The sequence below is a fragment of the Anaerobacillus sp. CMMVII genome (assembly GCF_025377685.1).
Classification (GTDB): Bacteria; Bacillota; Bacilli; order Bacillales; family Anaerobacillaceae; genus Anaerobacillus.
Window position 1 is genome coordinate 139,921 of record NZ_JACEHK010000017.1, and the last position, 18,681, is coordinate 158,601.

19 protein-coding genes are annotated in these 18,681 nt (G+C 38.9%); all 19 read left to right on the forward strand.

The genetic code is table 11. The features are described 5' to 3' along the window. Positions 1–131 precede the first annotated feature (131 nt). The 19 genes from H1D32_RS22140 to wecB all read left to right on the forward strand — a co-directional run bounded on the left by H1D32_RS22140 (position 132) and on the right by wecB (position 18,604). Positions 132–1,421, forward strand: a complete 1,290-nt coding sequence (locus H1D32_RS22140) for a UDP-N-acetylglucosamine 1-carboxyvinyltransferase (protein WP_261180369.1) — start codon at positions 132–134, stop codon at positions 1,419–1,421. A gap of 109 nt (positions 1,422–1,530) precedes the next feature. Further along, positions 1,531–2,496, forward strand: coding sequence for a class II fructose-bisphosphatase (gene glpX / locus H1D32_RS22145; RefSeq protein WP_261180370.1), 966 nt, complete (start codon positions 1,531–1,533; stop codon positions 2,494–2,496). A gap of 426 nt (positions 2,497–2,922) precedes the next feature. Further along, positions 2,923–4,194, forward strand: a complete 1,272-nt coding sequence (gene rho, locus H1D32_RS22150) for a transcription termination factor Rho (protein WP_261180371.1) — start codon at positions 2,923–2,925, stop codon at positions 4,192–4,194. A 148-nt stretch (positions 4,195–4,342) separates the two neighbouring features. Beyond that, a complete protein-coding gene (locus tag H1D32_RS22155; protein ID WP_261180372.1) occupies positions 4,343–4,585 on the forward strand; it encodes a type B 50S ribosomal protein L31 in 243 nt (80 codons plus the stop codon). 264 nt (positions 4,586–4,849) lie between these two features. Further along, a complete protein-coding gene (locus tag H1D32_RS22160; protein ID WP_261180373.1) occupies positions 4,850–5,470 on the forward strand; it encodes a thymidine kinase in 621 nt (206 codons plus the stop codon). Between the two features lie 241 nt (positions 5,471–5,711). Further along, positions 5,712–6,158, forward strand: a complete 447-nt coding sequence (locus tag H1D32_RS22165; protein WP_261180374.1) for a hypothetical protein — start codon at positions 5,712–5,714, stop codon at positions 6,156–6,158. 136 nt (positions 6,159–6,294) lie between these two features. Next, entirely contained in the window at positions 6,295–7,365 is a 1,071-nt protein-coding gene (prfA, locus tag H1D32_RS22170; protein ID WP_261180375.1) for a peptide chain release factor 1, read from the forward strand. A gap of 14 nt (positions 7,366–7,379) precedes the next feature. Then, the gene (prmC, locus tag H1D32_RS22175) at positions 7,380–8,234 is read left to right on the forward strand and encodes a peptide chain release factor N(5)-glutamine methyltransferase (RefSeq protein ID WP_261180630.1); all 855 of its coding nucleotides are present in this window, start codon (positions 7,380–7,382) and stop codon (positions 8,232–8,234) included. A gap of 144 nt (positions 8,235–8,378) precedes the next feature. After that, positions 8,379–8,981 (forward strand): stage II sporulation protein R, encoded by a 603-nt coding sequence (gene spoIIR, locus H1D32_RS22180; RefSeq protein WP_261180376.1) that lies wholly within the window; start codon positions 8,379–8,381, stop codon positions 8,979–8,981. 97 nt (positions 8,982–9,078) lie between these two features. Next, positions 9,079–9,525: a GNAT family N-acetyltransferase gene (locus H1D32_RS22185; protein WP_261180377.1), complete on the forward strand. Its 447-nt coding sequence runs from the start codon at positions 9,079–9,081 to the stop codon at positions 9,523–9,525. 188 nt (positions 9,526–9,713) lie between these two features. Then, the gene (locus H1D32_RS22190) at positions 9,714–10,754 is read left to right on the forward strand and encodes an L-threonylcarbamoyladenylate synthase (protein WP_261180631.1); all 1,041 of its coding nucleotides are present in this window, start codon (positions 9,714–9,716) and stop codon (positions 10,752–10,754) included. Positions 10,755–10,896: 142 nt separating this feature from the next. Further along, entirely contained in the window at positions 10,897–11,457 is a 561-nt protein-coding gene (locus H1D32_RS22195) for a manganese efflux pump MntP (RefSeq protein ID WP_261180378.1), read from the forward strand. 179 nt (positions 11,458–11,636) lie between these two features. Further along, the gene (locus tag H1D32_RS22200; protein ID WP_261180379.1) at positions 11,637–12,281 is read left to right on the forward strand and encodes a low molecular weight protein arginine phosphatase; all 645 of its coding nucleotides are present in this window, start codon (positions 11,637–11,639) and stop codon (positions 12,279–12,281) included. Between the two features lie 81 nt (positions 12,282–12,362). Next, a complete protein-coding gene (locus tag H1D32_RS22205; RefSeq protein WP_261180380.1) occupies positions 12,363–13,658 on the forward strand; it encodes a methyl-accepting chemotaxis protein in 1,296 nt (431 codons plus the stop codon). Positions 13,659–13,684: 26 nt separating this feature from the next. Beyond that, positions 13,685–14,122, forward strand: coding sequence for a ribose 5-phosphate isomerase B (gene rpiB / locus H1D32_RS22210; protein ID WP_261180381.1), 438 nt, complete (start codon positions 13,685–13,687; stop codon positions 14,120–14,122). Between the two features lie 75 nt (positions 14,123–14,197). Beyond that, complete coding sequence (locus tag H1D32_RS22215) at positions 14,198–14,809, forward strand: TIGR01440 family protein (protein ID WP_396126313.1); 612 nt, start codon at positions 14,198–14,200, stop codon at positions 14,807–14,809. A 202-nt stretch (positions 14,810–15,011) separates the two neighbouring features. After that, entirely contained in the window at positions 15,012–16,256 is a 1,245-nt protein-coding gene (locus H1D32_RS22220) for a serine hydroxymethyltransferase (RefSeq protein WP_261180383.1), read from the forward strand. 469 nt (positions 16,257–16,725) lie between these two features. Then, positions 16,726–17,355 carry a uracil phosphoribosyltransferase gene (upp, locus tag H1D32_RS22225; protein ID WP_261180384.1) on the forward strand — a complete coding sequence of 210 codons (630 nt, stop codon included), beginning with the start codon at positions 16,726–16,728 and terminating at the stop codon, positions 17,353–17,355. A 106-nt stretch (positions 17,356–17,461) separates the two neighbouring features. Then, positions 17,462–18,604 (forward strand): non-hydrolyzing UDP-N-acetylglucosamine 2-epimerase, encoded by a 1,143-nt coding sequence (gene wecB / locus H1D32_RS22230; protein ID WP_261180385.1) that lies wholly within the window; start codon positions 17,462–17,464, stop codon positions 18,602–18,604. Positions 18,605–18,681: the final 77 nt, after the last annotated feature.

Below are 18,681 nucleotides of genomic sequence, written 5' to 3' on the forward strand. Positions count from 1 at the left end.
ATTTTTTAGACTGTTTTTATTCAATGTGGTTATAATGGTAAAACATCAAGAAAGACAAAATTAGCCTTTTAATAAGGTTCATTTTCAAAGCAAACCACATTCTGACAGTATAAAAAAGAAGGGAAGCTGTTATGGAAAAGTTATTAATTGAGGGCGGTTATCCTCTAGAGGGAAGAGTAAATATTAGTGGAGCAAAAAATAGCGCAGTTGCGCTGATTCCAGCTGCCATTTTAGCTGATTCAGAGGTAACGATTGATAATTTACCACAAATCTCTGATGTACAATTACTTAGTGAACTTCTTGAAGAAATTGGAGGGAAAACAGCTTTAGAAGGTGACTCGTTAACTGTTTATCCGGAAAACATGTTCGCTATGCCATTACCGAATGGTAGTGTGAAAAAGCTCCGTGCTTCTTATTATCTAATGGGGGCAATGTTAGGTAAATTTAAAAAAGCGGTTATCGGTTTACCTGGGGGCTGTAATTTAGGTCCTAGACCGATTGATCAACATATTAAGGGCTTCGAGGCTCTTGGTGCAAAAGTAACGAATGAACAGGGCGCAATCTATTTGCGAGCTGACGAGTTACGCGGTGCAAAAATCTATTTAGACGTTGTTAGTGTTGGAGCGACAATAAATATTATGCTAGCAGCAGTAAGGGCAAAAGGTAGAACGGTGATTGAAAATGCAGCCAAAGAGCCGGAGATTATTGATGTTGCAACTTTATTAACAAGTATGGGTGCACAAATTAAAGGTGCTGGAACGAATGTCATTCGGATCGATGGTGTTGATTCACTCCATGGCTGTCGCCACTCGATCATTCCTGACCGTATTGAAGCTGGAACTTATATGATTTTAGCTGCGGCAATGGGGAAACAAGTATTAATTGACAATGTCATTCCTGACCATTTAGAGTCATTAATTGCCAAGCTTCGAGAGATGGGCGTTCATATTGAGACGAATGATGATCAAATTTATGTTTACCAAACAGGGAACTTAAAAGGTGTCGATATTAAAACACTGGTTTATCCAGGTTTTCCAACGGACTTACAACAACCATTTACATCGCTTCTTACAAAAGCTAGTGGTACAAGTATTGTAACCGATACGATATACAATGCGAGATTTAAGCATATAGATGAACTTAGACGAATGGGAGCCAACGTAAAGGTAGAAGGTAGATCTGCCATTATAAATGGTGACGCTCCTCAGCTACAAGGGTCAAAAGTAAGAGCGAGTGACCTTCGTGCTGGTGCGGCTCTAGTAGTAGCCGGACTAATGGCCGAAGGAATTACAGAAATATCCGGGATTGAGCATATTGACCGTGGCTACGAGCACTTGGAAGAAAAGCTAATCGGTCTTGGAGCGAAAATCTGGCGAGAAAAAATGACTGCTGAAGAGATGAAAGAAGTGGAAAACGCTTAGTAGTTTTGAGTGAAGAGTTATGAGTTTTGCGGGAAAGGCTTCGAAGCAAAACTTGCAATAACTCAAAACTCAACACTCAAAACTCAACACTGAATTTGGGGGAGAGATAATGGAAAGAAGTTTAACGATGGAATTGGTACGTGTTGTAGAGGCGGCAGCTTTAGCATCTGCACGCTGGATGGGGAGAGGCGATAAAGATTCTGCTGACGATGCGGCTACGCAAGCAATGCGAGATGTTTTTGACACAATCCCAATGAGAGGTTCGGTTGTTATTGGTGAGGGTGAGATGGATGAAGCACCAATGCTATACATAGGTGAAAAGCTAGGGAATGGCTATGGAACACGTTTGGATGTTGCGGTTGACCCTCTAGAAGGAACAAACATTGTTGCAAATGGAGAGTGGAACGCACTAGCTGTTTTAGCTGTTGCTGATCAGGGGAATTTACTGCATGCGCCAGATATGTACATGGACAAAATCGCTGTAGGCCCTGAATCTGTTGGTAAGGTTAGCCTTGATTTTACTGTTCTCCAAAATCTTCAAGCTGTTGCCGAAGCAAAAAGGAAAAACATTGATGATTTAGTAGTTGCTATTTTAAAACGTGAACGCCATGAAAAACTAATCCAAGAGATTCGTGATACGGGTGCTCGTATTAAGCTAATGCAGGATGGCGATGTTGCTGCGGCTATTAATACTGCTTTTGAAGATACAGGGGTTGATATTTTACTAGGTTCAGGCGGAGCGCCTGAAGGAGTTTTAGCTGCTGTTGCCCTCAAGTGTCTTGGAGGAGAACTTCAAGGTAGACTATTGCCACAAAATGAAGAGGAAATAGAGCGTTGTAAAAAAATGGGGATCGATGATGTTAATCGAGTGTTACTCATGGACGACCTTGTTAAAGGGGATGACTGTATTTTTGCAGCAACAGGAGTAACAGATGGCGAATTATTAAAAGGTGTTCGTTACCAAGGTGACGTTGGTTACACGCAATCGGTGGTTATGCGTGCAAAGTCAGGTACGGTTCGTTTTATTGATGGAAAACATAGTTTGAAGAAAAAACCGGACTTGGTCATTAAATAATGATACTAGAGTTTAGAGTCTTTTTGGCTCTAAACTCTATCATTTTCTTGTAATTAAACGAACAAACGTTCTTTACAAACGACAATTCAAAGAATATAATAGAGTTACAAAAAGTATTTTTGTGCTTGAATAAGATCAATAATTATGGATAAAATTATTATTACCTGTTAAGTTAATAGTAAATCGATGCTTTTCATGATAAAATTTAAATAGGAACACTTATTAGTGTTTCATAGGTCTAGTATATTCTTCTTACAAATTAGGACATTTGAACCTCAATTTTTCACTTCTGTTAGCATATATTCCTTTCAAAATACAATTCCAGATCAAAAAATTACATTTTCAAATTAGTCTCTTTTATGTTTAAGAGGTATTTTTTAGTGCTTTTATTTTGTAACAAAAATCTATTAAAAGAAGTGGTGTCATATGGGAGTAAATTTAGCTGAATTAGAAACAAAGAAGTTGCGTGAGTTATACGAACTAGCTAAACAATATAAAGTAACTTCGTATAGCAAGCTAACAAAAAAAGAGTTGATTTTTGCCATTTTAAAAGGGCAAGCAGAAGAGGATGGGTTAATGTTCATGGAAGGAACATTAGATATCGTTTCTGCAGAAGGATTTGGCTTTTTAAGGCCGATTAATTACTTACCAAGCTCGGAAGATATTTACATTTCCGCATCGCAAATTCGTCGATTTGAGCTAAGAAATGGTGATAAGGTCTCTGGTAAGGTTAGAAAGCCAAAAGAAAATGAGCGTTTTTATGGATTACTTCAAGTAGAAGCGGTAAATGGTGACGATCCAGATACAGCGAGAAACCGACCTCATTTTCCGGCATTAACGCCTTTATATCCAGAGAAGAAAATTAAGCTAGAAGCTGCACCGGAAAAGGTCTCATCAAGAATTATTGATTTTATCTCTCCAGTTGGATTTGGCCAACGTGGATTAATTGTCGCTCCTCCCAAAGCGGGTAAAACCCTTTTATTAAAGGAAGTTGCCAATAGTATTTCAGTAAATCATCCTGATGCTGAACTAATTGTCCTCTTAATCGATGAGCGTCCCGAGGAAGTAACAGATATTGAGCGTTCGGTAAATGCTGAAGTTGTCAGTTCAACGTTCGATGAAGTTCCTGAAAATCATATTAAGGTTGCTGAACTTGTCCTCGAGCGTGCGATGCGTCTGGTTGAGCACAAAAAAGACGTAATTATCTTGATGGATTCAATTACACGTCTAGCACGTGCTTACAACTTAGTCGTTCCTCCAAGCGGAAGAACGCTTTCTGGTGGTATTGACCCTGCAGCTTTCCATCGTCCTAAACGTTTCTTTGGGGCAGCGAGAAACATTGAAGAAGGCGGTAGCTTAACGATTTTAGCAACGGCATTAGTTGATACTGGCTCACGTATGGATGAAGTTATTTACGAAGAATTTAAGGGAACTGGGAATATGGAACTTCATCTTGATCGCAAGCTCGCTGAAAGACGGATTTTCCCTGCAATTGATATTTTACGTTCTGGTACAAGACGTGAAGAGCTACTTTTACCAAAAGATCAGCTTGAAAATCTATGGGCAATCCGCAAAACAATGAAAGATTCATCAGAATATGTTGATCATTTCATCCGTAAAATCAAATCGACGAAGTCTAACGAAGAGTTTTTTGCATCAATTGAAGCGGACAAAGCTGGTCGTAAGGTTCGTTCATAATATTGGATCATCTATGCCCATAAAATTACAGTTGCAAAACCAATCCTAAGTTGATATAATTTCGTCATGTGCGAAAAAGGTGTTGAATATTAACACACCTAGTTAACTCTGTTTCGAAGAGATTCAGGGCAAAAAGGAGATGAAAAGTATGAAACCGGAAATCCATCCTAAATATCAAAAAGTTGTATTTAAGGATACAAGTACAGGTTTTATGTTCTTAAGTGGCTCAACTAAGTATTCTAGTGATACTGTTGAGTTTGAGGGCAAAACTTATCCACTAATCAACGTGGAAATTAGTTCTGACTCTCATCCATTCTACACAGGTCGTCAGAAGTTTGCTGACGCTGGTGGACGCGTGGATCGCTTTAAGAAAAAATACAACCTTAAGTAATCAAAAAATAAAGAAGACAGGCAAGCGCAACTCTACTTGCCTGTTTTTTTTTCACACAAATTAGTTACTTTCATTTAGTAAGAGTTCATTATTGGTAACAAAAGTATTCATTGAATTCTTACATACTATGCTAAAATGAACATTGAAAAAAGAGTCCAATAAAAGACTGTAATATAGATTAATGACCTAACGAAAATAATATAAAAAAGTCGATCTTCTTTTGCGGGAGAGAATACTTGAACATCATTGATGGGAGAGACAAATATGCATTTAACAAGAAAAGAAGGCTGGTTAGAGGTTGTTTGCGGAAGTATGTTTTCTGGAAAATCCGAGGAGTTAATTCGCCGTGTCCGTAGAGCGAGCTACGGGAAACAAAAAGTTCAAGTTTTTAAACCAGCGCTCGATAATCGCTACAGTAGTGAAGAAGTGGTTTCCCATAACGGAACCAAAGTAATGGCTAGACCTGTAAAGACTTCGATCGAAATTTTAGAACTTGTTGATTTTGATACTCAGGTAGTCGCTATTGATGAAGTTCAATTCTTTGATGAAGCGGTTATTGCTGTTGTTCAAGCGCTTGCTGACCAAGGCATCCGTGTTATTGTGGCTGGGTTAGACCAAGATTTTCGTGGTGAGCCTTTTGGCCCCGTACCGGTATTAATGTCACTAGCTGAAACAGTAACAAAACTCCAAGCTATTTGTCTATCTTGCGGCTCTCCTGCAAGTAGAACACAACGTTTAATTAATGGCCAACCAGCTAATTATCATGACCCAATTATTTTAGTGGGTGCTTCTGAGTCGTATGAACCAAGATGCAGACACTGCCACGAAGTACCTGGCCAACCAGAAGTATTATCTATAAAACAAGAACAAACCAATCTCTCATGAGGTTGGTTTTTTTACTTTTTAGTGGAATAAATGGCCCAAATGCATGAATAAAGTCGGGAAATGAACGAATAAAGCTGGGAAATGTTCGAATAACACCGGGAAATGTTCGAATAACTGCCAAAACACCTAAATAATACCCAAACAAACGAATTTTTTGCAAGAAAATCGGTAAATAAATTCAATATGGCACCTAAAATTATTTTAATAAAACTGGGTAAGCTATCGGTAGGAGGTGTTTTTCATGAAAAGAGCATTACTACTGATAACTGCTATATTCATGATGAGTGCATGTTCGCTAACAAATTCCCCTGAAACAGGGCAAGAAAATACAATTGAGGGCAACCGAGTTGCTTACGGATTATTAGGTCCGGGTCCAATTAACTATGGTGTAATTAGAGACGACGTTGATGAGTATCGCTATGATGGGATGATTAATCAAACTCCTAGTTTCCGTACATTGGATCGTCATCGTCAAGATTTTGGCGATGATAAAGATAAGGTCCGAACAATCTTGCTACAAGAGGGCGTTCAACCCGATTCAGTGTTTATTATTGGGAAGGACATCTGGGTAAATGCAACTTTACAAAATGTAGGACAAAAAGAGCGAGAGCAACTACAGAGTGATTTACAGGAGCTTTTAACTCAAGCAATGCAACGCTATGATATCCATTTACGGATTAATCCTTAAAGTGAACTCTTCAACGGGTTCACTTTCTCTTGTTTCATTTGTTACTTAATTTTTGTTTCTATACATAGAACCTTTGACTATAGACAGCGCGTATACTATAATTATAATGTTATGCCATAAAAAGAGGTGAATAAGCATGTTTGAACGATTACAGTCGTTAGAAGATCGCTATGAAAGATTAAATGAGCTTTTAAGTGATCCAGACGTTTTAAGTGACTCAACAAAACTTCGTGAATTTTCGAAAGAACAATCGAATTTATCAGATACAGTACAAGCATATAAAGAATATAAGGATGTCGTTAACCAATATAAAGATGCAAAATCAATGTTTGAAGAAAAACTTGATGATGAAATGTATGAAATGGTTAAAATGGAGATCAGTGAGTTAGAAGATCAGAAGGAAGAGCTTGAGCAACGATTAAAAATCTTATTGCTGCCCAAAGACCCTAACGACGATAAAAACGTTATCGTTGAGATTCGTGGTGCCGCTGGGGGAGACGAAGCTGCGTTATTCGCAGGCGATCTTTATAAAATGTATACTCGTTTTGCAGAAGCTAGAGGCTGGAAAACAGAGGTTATCGAAGCTAACTATACCGAAATCGGTGGTTATAAAGAGATTATCTTTATGATCAACGGAACTGGAGCTTATTCTAAGCTTAAGTATGAAAATGGAGCTCATCGTGTTCAGCGTGTCCCAACAACTGAATCAGGTGGACGTATCCACACATCTACAGCTACAGTAGCGGTTTTACCAGAAACTGAAGATGTCGAAATTGAAATTCATGAGAAGGATATACGCGTAGATACGTTCTGTTCAAGTGGAGCTGGTGGGCAGAGTGTTAATACAACTGCATCTGCTGTTCGTGTCGTGCATATTCCAACAAATACAGTTGTTACTTGTCAGGATGAAAAGTCTCAACACAAAAATAAAGATAAAGCGATGAAAGTATTAAGAGCGCGTATCTATGATAAAATGCAACAAGAGCAACAAGCAGAATATGATGAAGTAAGAAAGTCAGCTGTTGGTACTGGAGATCGTTCGGAACGTATTCGTACCTATAACTTCCCGCAAAGCCGTGTTACCGACCATCGAATTGGTTTAACGCTACAAAAGTTAGATCAAATCTTACAAGGTAAACTCGATGAAATTATCGATGCGTTAGTTGTGGAAGAGCAAGCAAGCTTAATGCAACAGGCGGACGAGTAATGGTTAAGCAACCGATGAAAATTTACGAAGCCCTCCGCTGGGCTTCTTCTTTTTTAACTGAACATGGCTTTGAGACACCAATAGCTGAAATTTTGTTAAAACATTTGTTAAAAATTGATCGTGCGAAGTTGTTTGCGATGCTTCAGGACGAGCTGTCACCTGAGGTTGAGACTGCCTTTAAAGAGGCTTTAGAAAAGGTAGCTAAGGGAATACCTGTACAGCATCTCACAGGTGTTGAAGATTTCTACGGAAGACAATTTGTGGTGAATGAGAATGTATTAATTCCACGCCCTGAAACTGAGGAGTTAGTCTATGGGCTTTTAGATCGTATTGGGCGACTATTTCCAAACGAATTGCCACTTTCAGTCGTTGATATTGGCACTGGTAGTGGAGCGATCGCAATTACGTTAGCGAAAGAAAATCGAAACTTGCAGGTTACTACTGTTGATATTTCAACTGCCGCTATTGAAGTAGCAAAAATAAATGCAGCGAACCTTGCTGCCGATGTTCGCTTTTTAGAAGGGGATTTATTGCAACCACTTATTATGGAAGATGCCAAAGTAGATGTGGTTGTGTCGAATCCACCATACATTTCAGAAGCGGATTTTCAGCAACTGGCGACAAATGTCCGTGATTACGAGCCGACGCTCGCGTTAGTAGGTGGTGTCACTGGGTACGAGTTATACGAGAAATTAATCGCGCAAATTCCAGCCGTTCTTAAAGAAAAAGGCATCATTGCTTTCGAGGTTGGTGTCGGTCAAAGCGAGCATGTGGCAGCTCTAATTATAGGCCAATTCCCCCATGCCAAGACCGAAATCGTACTGGACATAAACGGGAAGGATCGGATGGTTTACGCTACGCTTAGTTGAGAGTTTTGAGTTAAGAGTTGTTAGTAAGGTGCGCTTCGAAGCAAAGTGCAAAAACTCAAAACTCAAAACTTTTTTAAATTACTAGGTTTATAATCTCTCAATCTTGTCCACAATGTTAGTACAAATAGGTTGGGGGGATTTGAAATGAGATTAAATCAAAAAGCAATTCTTTATATAATTACTAGTTTACTAGTTTTGATAATGAGCTGGGAGGCTCAAAGAAGTATGTCTGTCACTGCGGCAAATTTGGTGACAATTCCTGATGAGGCTATTCGGTTACGGATTTTGGCTAATAGTGACTCTCCTCAAGATCAGTGGTTAAAGCGAGAAATTCGCGACAAGGTAAATGCGGAAATTACTAATTGGGTCATTGAACTAGATACAATTGAAAATGCTCGAGATGTGATTGAAGCTCAGCTTGATAAAATTGAAGAGATTGTTCAAATCGAGCTTAATACAATTGGTAGTAAGGATAGTTTTACAGTAGAATTCAATGATGTTCAGTTTCCGACAAAGCTATATGGTAATGTTGTTTATCCAGCAGGTATTTATGAATCAGTTTTAATCACGATTGGCACTGGTAAGGGTGAGAATTGGTGGTGTGTACTCTTTCCACCATTGTGCTTTATCGACTTTGCTAACGGTGATGCTGTAGCAGATGCAGGGGAAGAACAGGAGCAAGAAGAAGTAGAGGTTCGCTTCTTCGTAGTAGAAATCTTTCAAACGATTAAAAGCTTTTTTGCCTAAGTGGCTATGATAATATAAATAGTTTAATTTAAAAGTGATAATTGCTCATCCTCCGACATAAGATGGTAGTACAAGCCGTTTTTTAGGAGGAGAAGAAATGGGAATCGTAATAAGGATAGCTACAGAAAAAGATTTGTTACCGATCCAGCACTTATTAGCAAAAGCTAGTTTATCTGAACGAGGTATTGAGCAAAATATTGATAATTTTCTTGTTGTCGAAGACCCTGAAAAAAAAATCATAGGTACTGTAGGAATTGAACCGGTTGGAAGAGATGGATTGTTACGTTCATTAGTTTTAGCATCAGAGACCTGGAATGCGAAAGTAGGCTTGAATTTCATTGAGTTAGCAGTAGCGTATGGTAAACAAAAGGGCTATGAAAAACTTTTCTTACTGACAAACACATCACTGCCGTTTTTTGAATACATTGGCTTTAAAATAGTAGAGGAAAACGAAATTCCAGAACATTTAAAGGCATCAGAGCATTTTTCTCAATATGTCGAAGGTGTGACAAAAGTCATGGCGTTATCCACAGATGATATTTAGTAGTTCAAAAATGGTGTGGACAAACCATATTAAAATAAAGTAAATTTAGTATCATACTTATTATTTTTACTTGTGTAAAATTATCAACAGGTTATCCACAGTTAGTGGATAACTATTTTTTATGACAATATAAAAATATAGTCAAAGTTGTTATATCAATATATAAGGAGTTTTTTATAATGAGTAATATGGAAACGAAAAAGTGGCTTGTTGAAGATATCCACTTAAGTTATCCACAAATTAAAGAAGCGGCAGAGTGGATAAAAGCAAACGAGGTGGTAGCATTTCCTACAGAAACTGTGTACGGGTTGGGTGCTAATGCGTATTCTAGCGAAGCTGTTGGTAAGATTTTTAAAGCCAAAGGTAGGCCAAGTGATAATCCACTAATTATCCACATCTCAACTATGGAACAATTAGAAATGCTCGTTACGGACATTCCAGAAACGGCTAAAAAACTTATCAACAAGTTTTGGCCGGGTCCGTTGACAATAGTGTTAAATAAAGGTGTGGGAATTGCTGATAATGTAACAGCTGGTTTATCCACAGTGGCAATTCGAATGCCCGATCATCCGATTGCTTTAGCCATTATTAGTGAAGCGAATTTGCCGATTGCGGCGCCAAGTGCAAATGTTTCAGGAAAGCCTAGTCCAACCACGGCTCAACATGTAGAGACAGATCTAAATGGAAAGATTGCTGGAATTGTCGACGGTGGAGCGACGGGAGTTGGGCTTGAATCGACAGTCGTCGATTGTACAACTGAAGTTCCAATGATTTTACGACCTGGTGGAGTAACAAGAGAACAGCTGGAAGAAGTCATTGGTTTGGTAACAGTAGATCCTGCACTTGAAGAGGATGGACAAGCTCCGAAATCACCTGGACTGAAATACAAACATTATGCTCCAAATGCAAAGTTAGTTTTGGTTGAAGGAAGCACTGCTTTTTTACAGAAGCAAGTTTTTTTGGCGAAAGACTCAGGGAAAAAGGTCGGTGTTTTAACCACCAATGAAAATAAAGTGAACTACGAGGCGGATGTCATTTTGCCTTGTGGTACGGCAGGAAATTTACAAAGTGTAGCACAGCATCTTTACGAAGTATTAAGAAAATTTGACGAGTATGAACTTGATGTTATCTATAGCGAAACCTTTCCAGAAGTAGGAGTCGGTAAAGCAGTTATGAACCGTCTTACAAAAGCTGCTGGTGGGGACATTCTAAGTGAGTTTAGAGTTTAGAGTGTAGAGTTGAGAGTTATTGTTGGGACAAGCTTCGGAGGCAGTGCTTTCAAGGACTCCAGACTTTACACTCTAAACTCTACACTAAAAAGATATATTTTCCCTCGGACATGCATAGGGTTAGAGTAGCATGTACTAGGGGGTGATCCTTTTGTTGAGTGAACTTATTACAATTAGTATTATGGCATTTGCGTTAGGTATGGACGCATTCTCTTTGGCAATTGGAATGGGGATGCTAGGGTTACGCTATAAGCATATTTTTAAAATAGGTGTGACGGTTGGAGCTTTCCATGTGATTATGCCGTTTTTGGGAATTGTTATTGGTAAATTTTTAACCCAGTATTTTGGGATGGTTGCCATTATTATTGGTGGGGTTTTATTGGTGGTACTCGGGTTGCAGATGCTGTATTCTGCCCTTTTTTCAAAGGAGCAAGAAGAGAGGATTTTACAGCCAGAAGGATTAGGTCTACTTCTTTTTGCGTTAAGTGTAAGTGTAGATAGTTTCTCGGTAGGATTAAGTCTCGGAATGATTGGTGCGAAAACATTGGTGACATTGTTAAGCTTCGGATTAATTAGCATGGCCTTATCTTGGCTCGGTTTAATTATTGGCAAGAAGGTAAAAGGATACATAGGGGTTTATGGTGAATTATTAGGTGGATGTATTTTATTAGGGTTCGGACTTAAACTTTTATGGCCGATTTAAAAAAACTCAGGAGTTATTATAGTAATTTATGTTAAACTAAAAATGTTAACAGCAAATTGATGTTGTTAACATTTTTTTCGTAGGATTTATTTAAAGGACAGAATTAATAAAAAGTTCATATAATACTCTTAAAAAAACTTGTAAAACATTGTAACATTATAGGGAAGGGAAGTGAGGAGATGAAACGATTCCTCTTCGTATGTACAGGTAATACTTGTAGAAGTCCCCTTGCACAAGCTCTATTAAAGGAGAAACGTCCTGACATCGAGGTAAAGTCAGCTGGTGTTAGTGCATTGCCGGGAATGAGTGCTTCTGAAGGTACAGTGGAGGTTTTAGCTGAGAAAGGAATTTCTCTAAATCATAGTTCGAGTCAGGTTAGTAAGGAAATGATGGATTGGGCGGATATTGTCTTAACGTTAACGGAAGGACATAAGTCAACCTTGGTTAGGCAATTTCCTGATTATGTTGATAAAATACATACATTAAAGGAATATGCTTTTGAAAAAGATTTAGCAGACATTCAACAACAACTTCAGCATCATTATGTTCAGCTTGAACTTAAACAAGCACAGTTTTTACAGGAGCATAAAGCAGAGATTGAACAATTGAATAAACGAACAGACAATGAAGCAAAACTGCAATTGGAAAATCTTTCGAAAGCGCTTCAACAATTAATAAAAGTAGATCGGCTAGAAATTGAGAGATTAGAGACAATCATGCCTAGTTTCAGCATTTCAGACCCTTTTGGTGGCTCAACTGAGGTTTATCGTAGAACTGCGAGAGAGATTGAAGAGGCGATTGATAAACTGCTAATGGATCTTTAGTTTTTTAGAATGGTAAGGCGCTCGTAAAACGAATAGCCTTATTTTCTATAATATTTAAATGGGGAAAGCAGGGCGTATGCGATGAACGAAAAAAAGGGTTATAAGTTTAGTTTACGTAAAAAAATGGTTATCGGAATTTCAACAGTAGCTGCTATTACTTATTTAACAAGTGCCTTTTTCATTTTTTATTTAAGTGAGGTACTGGGTAGTTTATTCGGAATTAACGAGGATGTTTTAACAGTATTAACTTTGATCCTCGGAGTTTTTTGGTGTGGGATCCTTGGTTTTTTTGCTGCAGGCTTCATTACGAAACCATTGCAAAAGTTAGAGGAAGCATCGCGCAAAGTAGCTAACGGTGATATTAGTGTTGATGTAGAAGTGGCAAAGTCAGATGATGAAATCCGTGCACTTGGTTTGGCGTACCAAGAAATGGTACAGAATCTACGAGCGATGGTTTCTGATATTGGAACAAACTTCCAACTAACGAATGAAAAAGTAACTGAAATCAAAAATGCTTCCCAAGCAGCAGCCATACAAGCAGAGACGATTGGGCGAACAGTTGATGAAATTGCCGTTGGTGCTGAAAATTCGGCTAGTGCAATTCAAAATACAGCCGCGTCTATGGAAGATGTTTCGAAATTAGCAGAGCAAGTCCAAGGGCGAGCAGATGCCTCAAAACATCTCTCAATTGAAATGGTCAAAACATTAGCAGAAAGTAAACAAGTCATTCATTCGCTAGTTTCAGGGATTAACCAATTAGCCGAAGGTAACCAAAATTCTTTAAATGTAGTTGGTCGGCTGGAAACTCATGCAAGAAAAGTGGGGGAGATTATTTCCCTCGTTGGAGACATAGCTGAACAAACAAATCTACTGGCGTTAAATGCGTCAATTGAAGCTGCAAGAGCAGGTGAACAAGGACGAGGGTTTGCCGTTGTTGCTGATGAAGTTCGCAAGCTAGCAGATGAAAGCTCGAAAGCTGTACAAGGTATTTCACAGTTAATTAGAAATATCCAAGACGAGGTCAGTAATGTTGTTTCACAAATCACTAAACAAGTAGATGCTGCCAACAAAGAAGCCTATAAAGGTTCACAAACAAATGAAGCAATTGCTGAAATGACAAAATCAGTGAATGAAGTAGCGAATGCGGTTCAAGATATAACAGAGACAATTAATCGACAGCTTGAAGCGATTAGAGTCACAACAAGAGATTCGCAAGAAGTAGCGGCAATTGCTGAAGAAACTTCAGCGGGAACCGTGGAAGTGTCCTCTGCTACTCAAGATCAAGCTGCAGTGATGCAAGAGATAGCCGGATCTGCAGAGATTCTTGCATCTCAAGCAAGCGCTTTACAAAAAACGATTAGAAAATTCACGACATAATTTTTTGGAAAGAAGAGGAAATAGACATGAAAGTAGCAATCGGTTCAGATCACGGTGGAATAAATATTAAAGCGGAAATCAAAAGCTTAATGGACGAAATGAATATACAATACGAGGATGTTGGCTGTAACTGTGCTGATTCAGTTGACTATCCCGATTATGCATTACCAGTAGCCGAGAAAGTGGTCAGTGGAGAAGTTGATCGTGGCATTCTAATTTGTGGGACAGGCATCGGTATGAGCATTGCTGCCAACAAAATCAAAGGTATTCGTTGTGCGCTAGCACATGATACGTATAGTGCAAAAGCAACAAGAGAACATAACGATAGCAATGTCTTAGCTATGGGCGAGAGAGTAATCGGTCCTGGATTGGCAAGAGAAATTGCTAAAGTTTGGTTAGAAACTGAATTTGAAGGTGGGCGTCACGCACGCCGAGTTGATAAAATTACGTTTTTAGAAAAATAAAACCCAATTAAAGTCCATCAAGTGGAGTTGAGCTCTGCTTGGTGGAATTTTTATAAATGTAGAATTATTAATGCAATGCTTCTAGCGTATCTTACAAACAATTTTACATTAGGAGGTGGATCTAAGTTGAATATATTTGAGCAAATCACACAAGCATTGAGCGATTTAGAGTCCAAAATGGTGTTTGGCCAAGATCATATTTTACTTATTGGTACAAGCACAAGTGAGGTAATTGGCCAACATATTGGGACATCAGGAACAATAGAGGTAGCAGAAGCTGTTTTTGGGGCGTTAAAGAAATTCCAAGAAAAAACACGTGTCCATTTAGCGTTTCAGTGTTGCGAGCATTTAAACAGAGCGATAGTTGTTGAACAAAAAACGCAAAGACAATTTACCCTTGAAGAAGTGTCCGTCATCCCTGTACCAAAAGCCGGTGGATCAATGGCTGCATATGCATATAAACAATTTGAGAAACCTACGGTTGTTGAATTTATTAAAGCAGATGCGGGGATTGATATTGGTGATACACTCATTGGCATGCACTTAAAACATGTCGCGGTTCCTGTCAGAAGTCAGATTAAATTTATCGGTAAAGCGCACCTTACGTTAGCGGTAACTAGACCAAAACTTATTGGCGGGGCACGGGCTGTGTATGAATTGAAGGCAGAAGAAGGAAACTGTGATTGAACTCACTCTAGTTTAGAGTGTAAAGTGTAGAGTTTAGAGTGTGGTGGTCAATCAAAGTGCTTTTAGTAAGAAATAAATAACCTAAAGATAGTGAAAAGTTTAAATACTATTAATTTTCCCCTCTACACTCTAATCTAAATTGTGATAAAATGGTGAACATGAGATTTGTTTAAGGACTTTATGGTTGGAAGGGGATTGTAAAATGGAAAGACTAAAGCAACAGGATCCAAAACTTTATGAAGCAATGCAAGATGAATTATCAAGACAAAGGGATAAAATTGAATTAATTGCATCAGAGAACTTTGTAAGTGAAGCGGTTATGGAAGCGCAAGGGTCAGTCTTAACAAATAAATATGCTGAAGGTTATCCAGGCAAACGCTACTATGGCGGCTGTGAACATGTAGATGTTGTTGAAGACATCGCTAGAGATCGTGCTAAAGAAATCTTTGGTGCAGAACACGTAAATGTTCAACCGCATTCAGGTGCCCAAGCAAATATGGCTGTTTATTTTACAATTTTAAACCACGGCGACACTGTTTTAGGAATGAATCTTTCTCACGGTGGTCACCTAACTCACGGAAGTCCAGTTAACTTCAGTGGCATTCAGTACAACTTTGTTGAATACGGAGTTGATGAAGTTACACACCGAATTAACTATGAAGATGTTCTTCAAAAGGCAAGATTACATAAGCCGAAGCTGATCGTAGCTGGAGCGAGTGCTTACCCTAGAGCGATTGATTTTAAGAAATTCCGTGAAATCGCTGATGAGGTTGGAGCATACTTTATGGTAGACATGGCGCACATTGCAGGACTAGTTGCTACAGGACTTCACGAAAATCCTGTTCCATATGCTGACTTCGTAACAACAACAACACATAAAACACTTCGTGGCCCTCGTGGTGGAATGATTTTATGTAAAGAAGAATGGGCAAAGAAAATTGATAAATCGATTTTTCCAGGAATTCAAGGCGGACCTCTCATGCACGTAATTGCAGCTAAAGCTGTTGCGTTTGGTGAGGCACTTCAGCCTGAATTTAAACAATATGGAGAGAAAGTCGTAGCCAATGCTAACCGCCTTGCTGAAAAACTAGTAGCTGAAGGCATTAACCTAGTATCTGGTGGTACAGACAATCACCTAGTTCTCCTTGATTTACGTAGCTTAGATTTGACTGGTAAAGTTGCTGAAGCAGCACTTGATGAAATTGGTATAACTACTAATAAAAACACGATCCCGTTTGATCCACAAAGCCCATTCGTAACAAGTGGTATCCGCATCGGAACAGCTGCTGTTACTTCACGTGGCTTAGGCTTAGAGGACATGGATGAAATCGGAGAGATCATAGCACTTACATTAAAAAATATTGACAATGAACAAAAACAAGTTGAAGCAAGAGAGCGTGTAGCAGCGCTAATGAATAAATACTCTCTATATGAGTCAATTTCATAATTACCTAAACAGAGCTAAACCAATCTATATGTCGTTGCAATGGGTTTTTCCGCAACAACATTTAGAACATTGTAGCGAAAATAATAAATTATATGCAAACTAGAGCTTGGGTCCAGTCCCCAAGCTTTTTTTGATAAACTCGTTCACGACCATGGCCGGCTAAGCGGACCTACATTTGCATAAAAACATGCTAAAACTAAAGGTTTGCACTCGAGTAAGGTCCCCTGAGTCCGTAAAAATATAAAAACAGGGCAAAAATATTAAATAGAGGAATCTGGGTCCGCAAAAGTGTGCCGCTAGTCAAACAACGGTACAAACTTCATTAATTCTTCACTTAGGAAAAGACATACTCAAATTTCATCCTTGAACTCGCTCTCGTTTTTATGTAAAATCTTCAAGGAGCAAAAAAGAGTTAACGTGGTATATTAAGATATATTACATAACTCAAAAGAATAGGAGCGGAAAATATATGAGCAATTTATTTGTTTTTGATCACCCACTAATTCAACACAAATTAACGTACATCAGAGATAAGAGTACTGGGACAAAAGAATTTCGTGAGCTTGTCGATGAGGTTGCAGCTTTAATGGCATTTGAAATCACTCGTGATCTTCCACTTCAAGATGTAACAGTAGAAACGCCAGTTGGTCCAGCGAAATCAAAAACAATTGCTGGTAAAAAATTAGGTTTAGTTCCTATTTTACGCGCGGGTTTAGGAATGGTAGATGGAATTTTAAAGTTAATTCCAGCGGCAAAAGTTGGACATGTTGGTTTATACCGTGACCCTGAAACATTACAACCGGTAGAATACTATGTGAAGCTTCCAACGGATGTAGAAGAGCGTGAGTTTATCGTTATCGACCCAATGCTTGCGACAGGTGGCTCAGCAGCTGAGGCAATCAACTCCTTGAAAAAGCGTGGTGCGAAGAATATTAAACTTATGTGTCTAATCGCAGCTCCAGAAGGCGTTGAAGTCGTTCAAAAAGCGCATCCTGATGTGGATATTTACTTAGCGGCAATGGACGAAAAGTTAAATGAAAAAGGTTATATTGTCCCAGGATTAGGCGACGCTGGTGATCGTTTATTTGGAACGAAATAATTTGAAGTTTTGAGTGAAGAGTGTTGAGTTATGAGTTAATGGTTGCTTCTCAAAGATGCTTCAAAAACTCAAAACTCAAAACTCAAAGCTAAAAAGGGGTTTCAACATGGATCAAAAAATTAAAGTAATGACGATCTTTGGAACTCGTCCTGAGGCGATTAAGATGTGCCCTTTAGTATTAGAGCTTGAAAAACATCAGGAGCACATTGAATCAATTGTAACTGTGACGGGTCAGCACCGAGAAATGCTAGATCAGGTATTATTAATTTTTGGAGTTAAGCCCGATTATGATTTAAATATTATGAAAGCAAGACAAACCCTTGTTGATGTAACTGTTAATGTTCTACAAGGCTTGGATGAAGTGATGAAGGAAGTTAAGCCTGATTTAGTTCTAGTGCATGGTGATACAGCGACAACGTTTATCGCAAGTCTTGCGGCTTACTACAACCAAATAGAAGTTGGTCATGTAGAGGCGGGTCTCCGAACTTGGAATAAGTATTCCCCGTTCCCTGAAGAGATGAATCGTCAACTAACGGGGGTTATCGCTGATCTTCATTTTGCACCAACCGGCAAAGCTGCTGATAATTTACGTCTTGAAAATAAACATGAAAATACAATATACATAACTGGCAACACAGCAATAGATGCGTTAAAAACCACAGTAACAAATACTTATCAGCATGAGGTATTAGACAAATTAGGTAATGATCGGCTGTTGTTATTAACCGCTCACCGGCGCGAAAATTTAGGTGAACCGATGCGTAATATGTTTAGAGCAATTAAACGGTTGGTAAACGAGCATCCTGATTTGCAAGTGGTCTATCCAGTCCACCTAAATCCAGTTGTTCGAGAAATTGCCGATGAGGTGCTAGGGAATGACCCGCGCATCCAATTGATTGAACCGCTTGGAGTTTTAGATTTCCATAACTTTGCCTCTAGAGCACACCTAATCCTGACTGATTCCGGAGGTGTCCAGGAAGAAGCACCTTCGTTAGGAGTTCCTGTACTTGTACTTCGGGACACGACTGAACGACCAGAAGGAATCGAGGCAGGAACCCTAAAGCTTGCTGGTACAAATGAAGACACCATTTATGAGCTTGCTAAAAAGCTTCTAGTAGATGAAGAAGCATTTAAAGCGATGGCTAAAGCCTCCAATCCATATGGTGATGGCTTTGCATCAAAACGGATTGTTGAAGCCATCCTTCACCATTTCCAGCAGGGAGAAAGACCTGAACCTTTTACAGTTTAGAGTGTTGAGTGTAGAGTTGGTGTAAGTTGCTCAGTGATGCGCTTTTTGAAGTGTAGAGTTTAGAGTGTAAAGTTCAG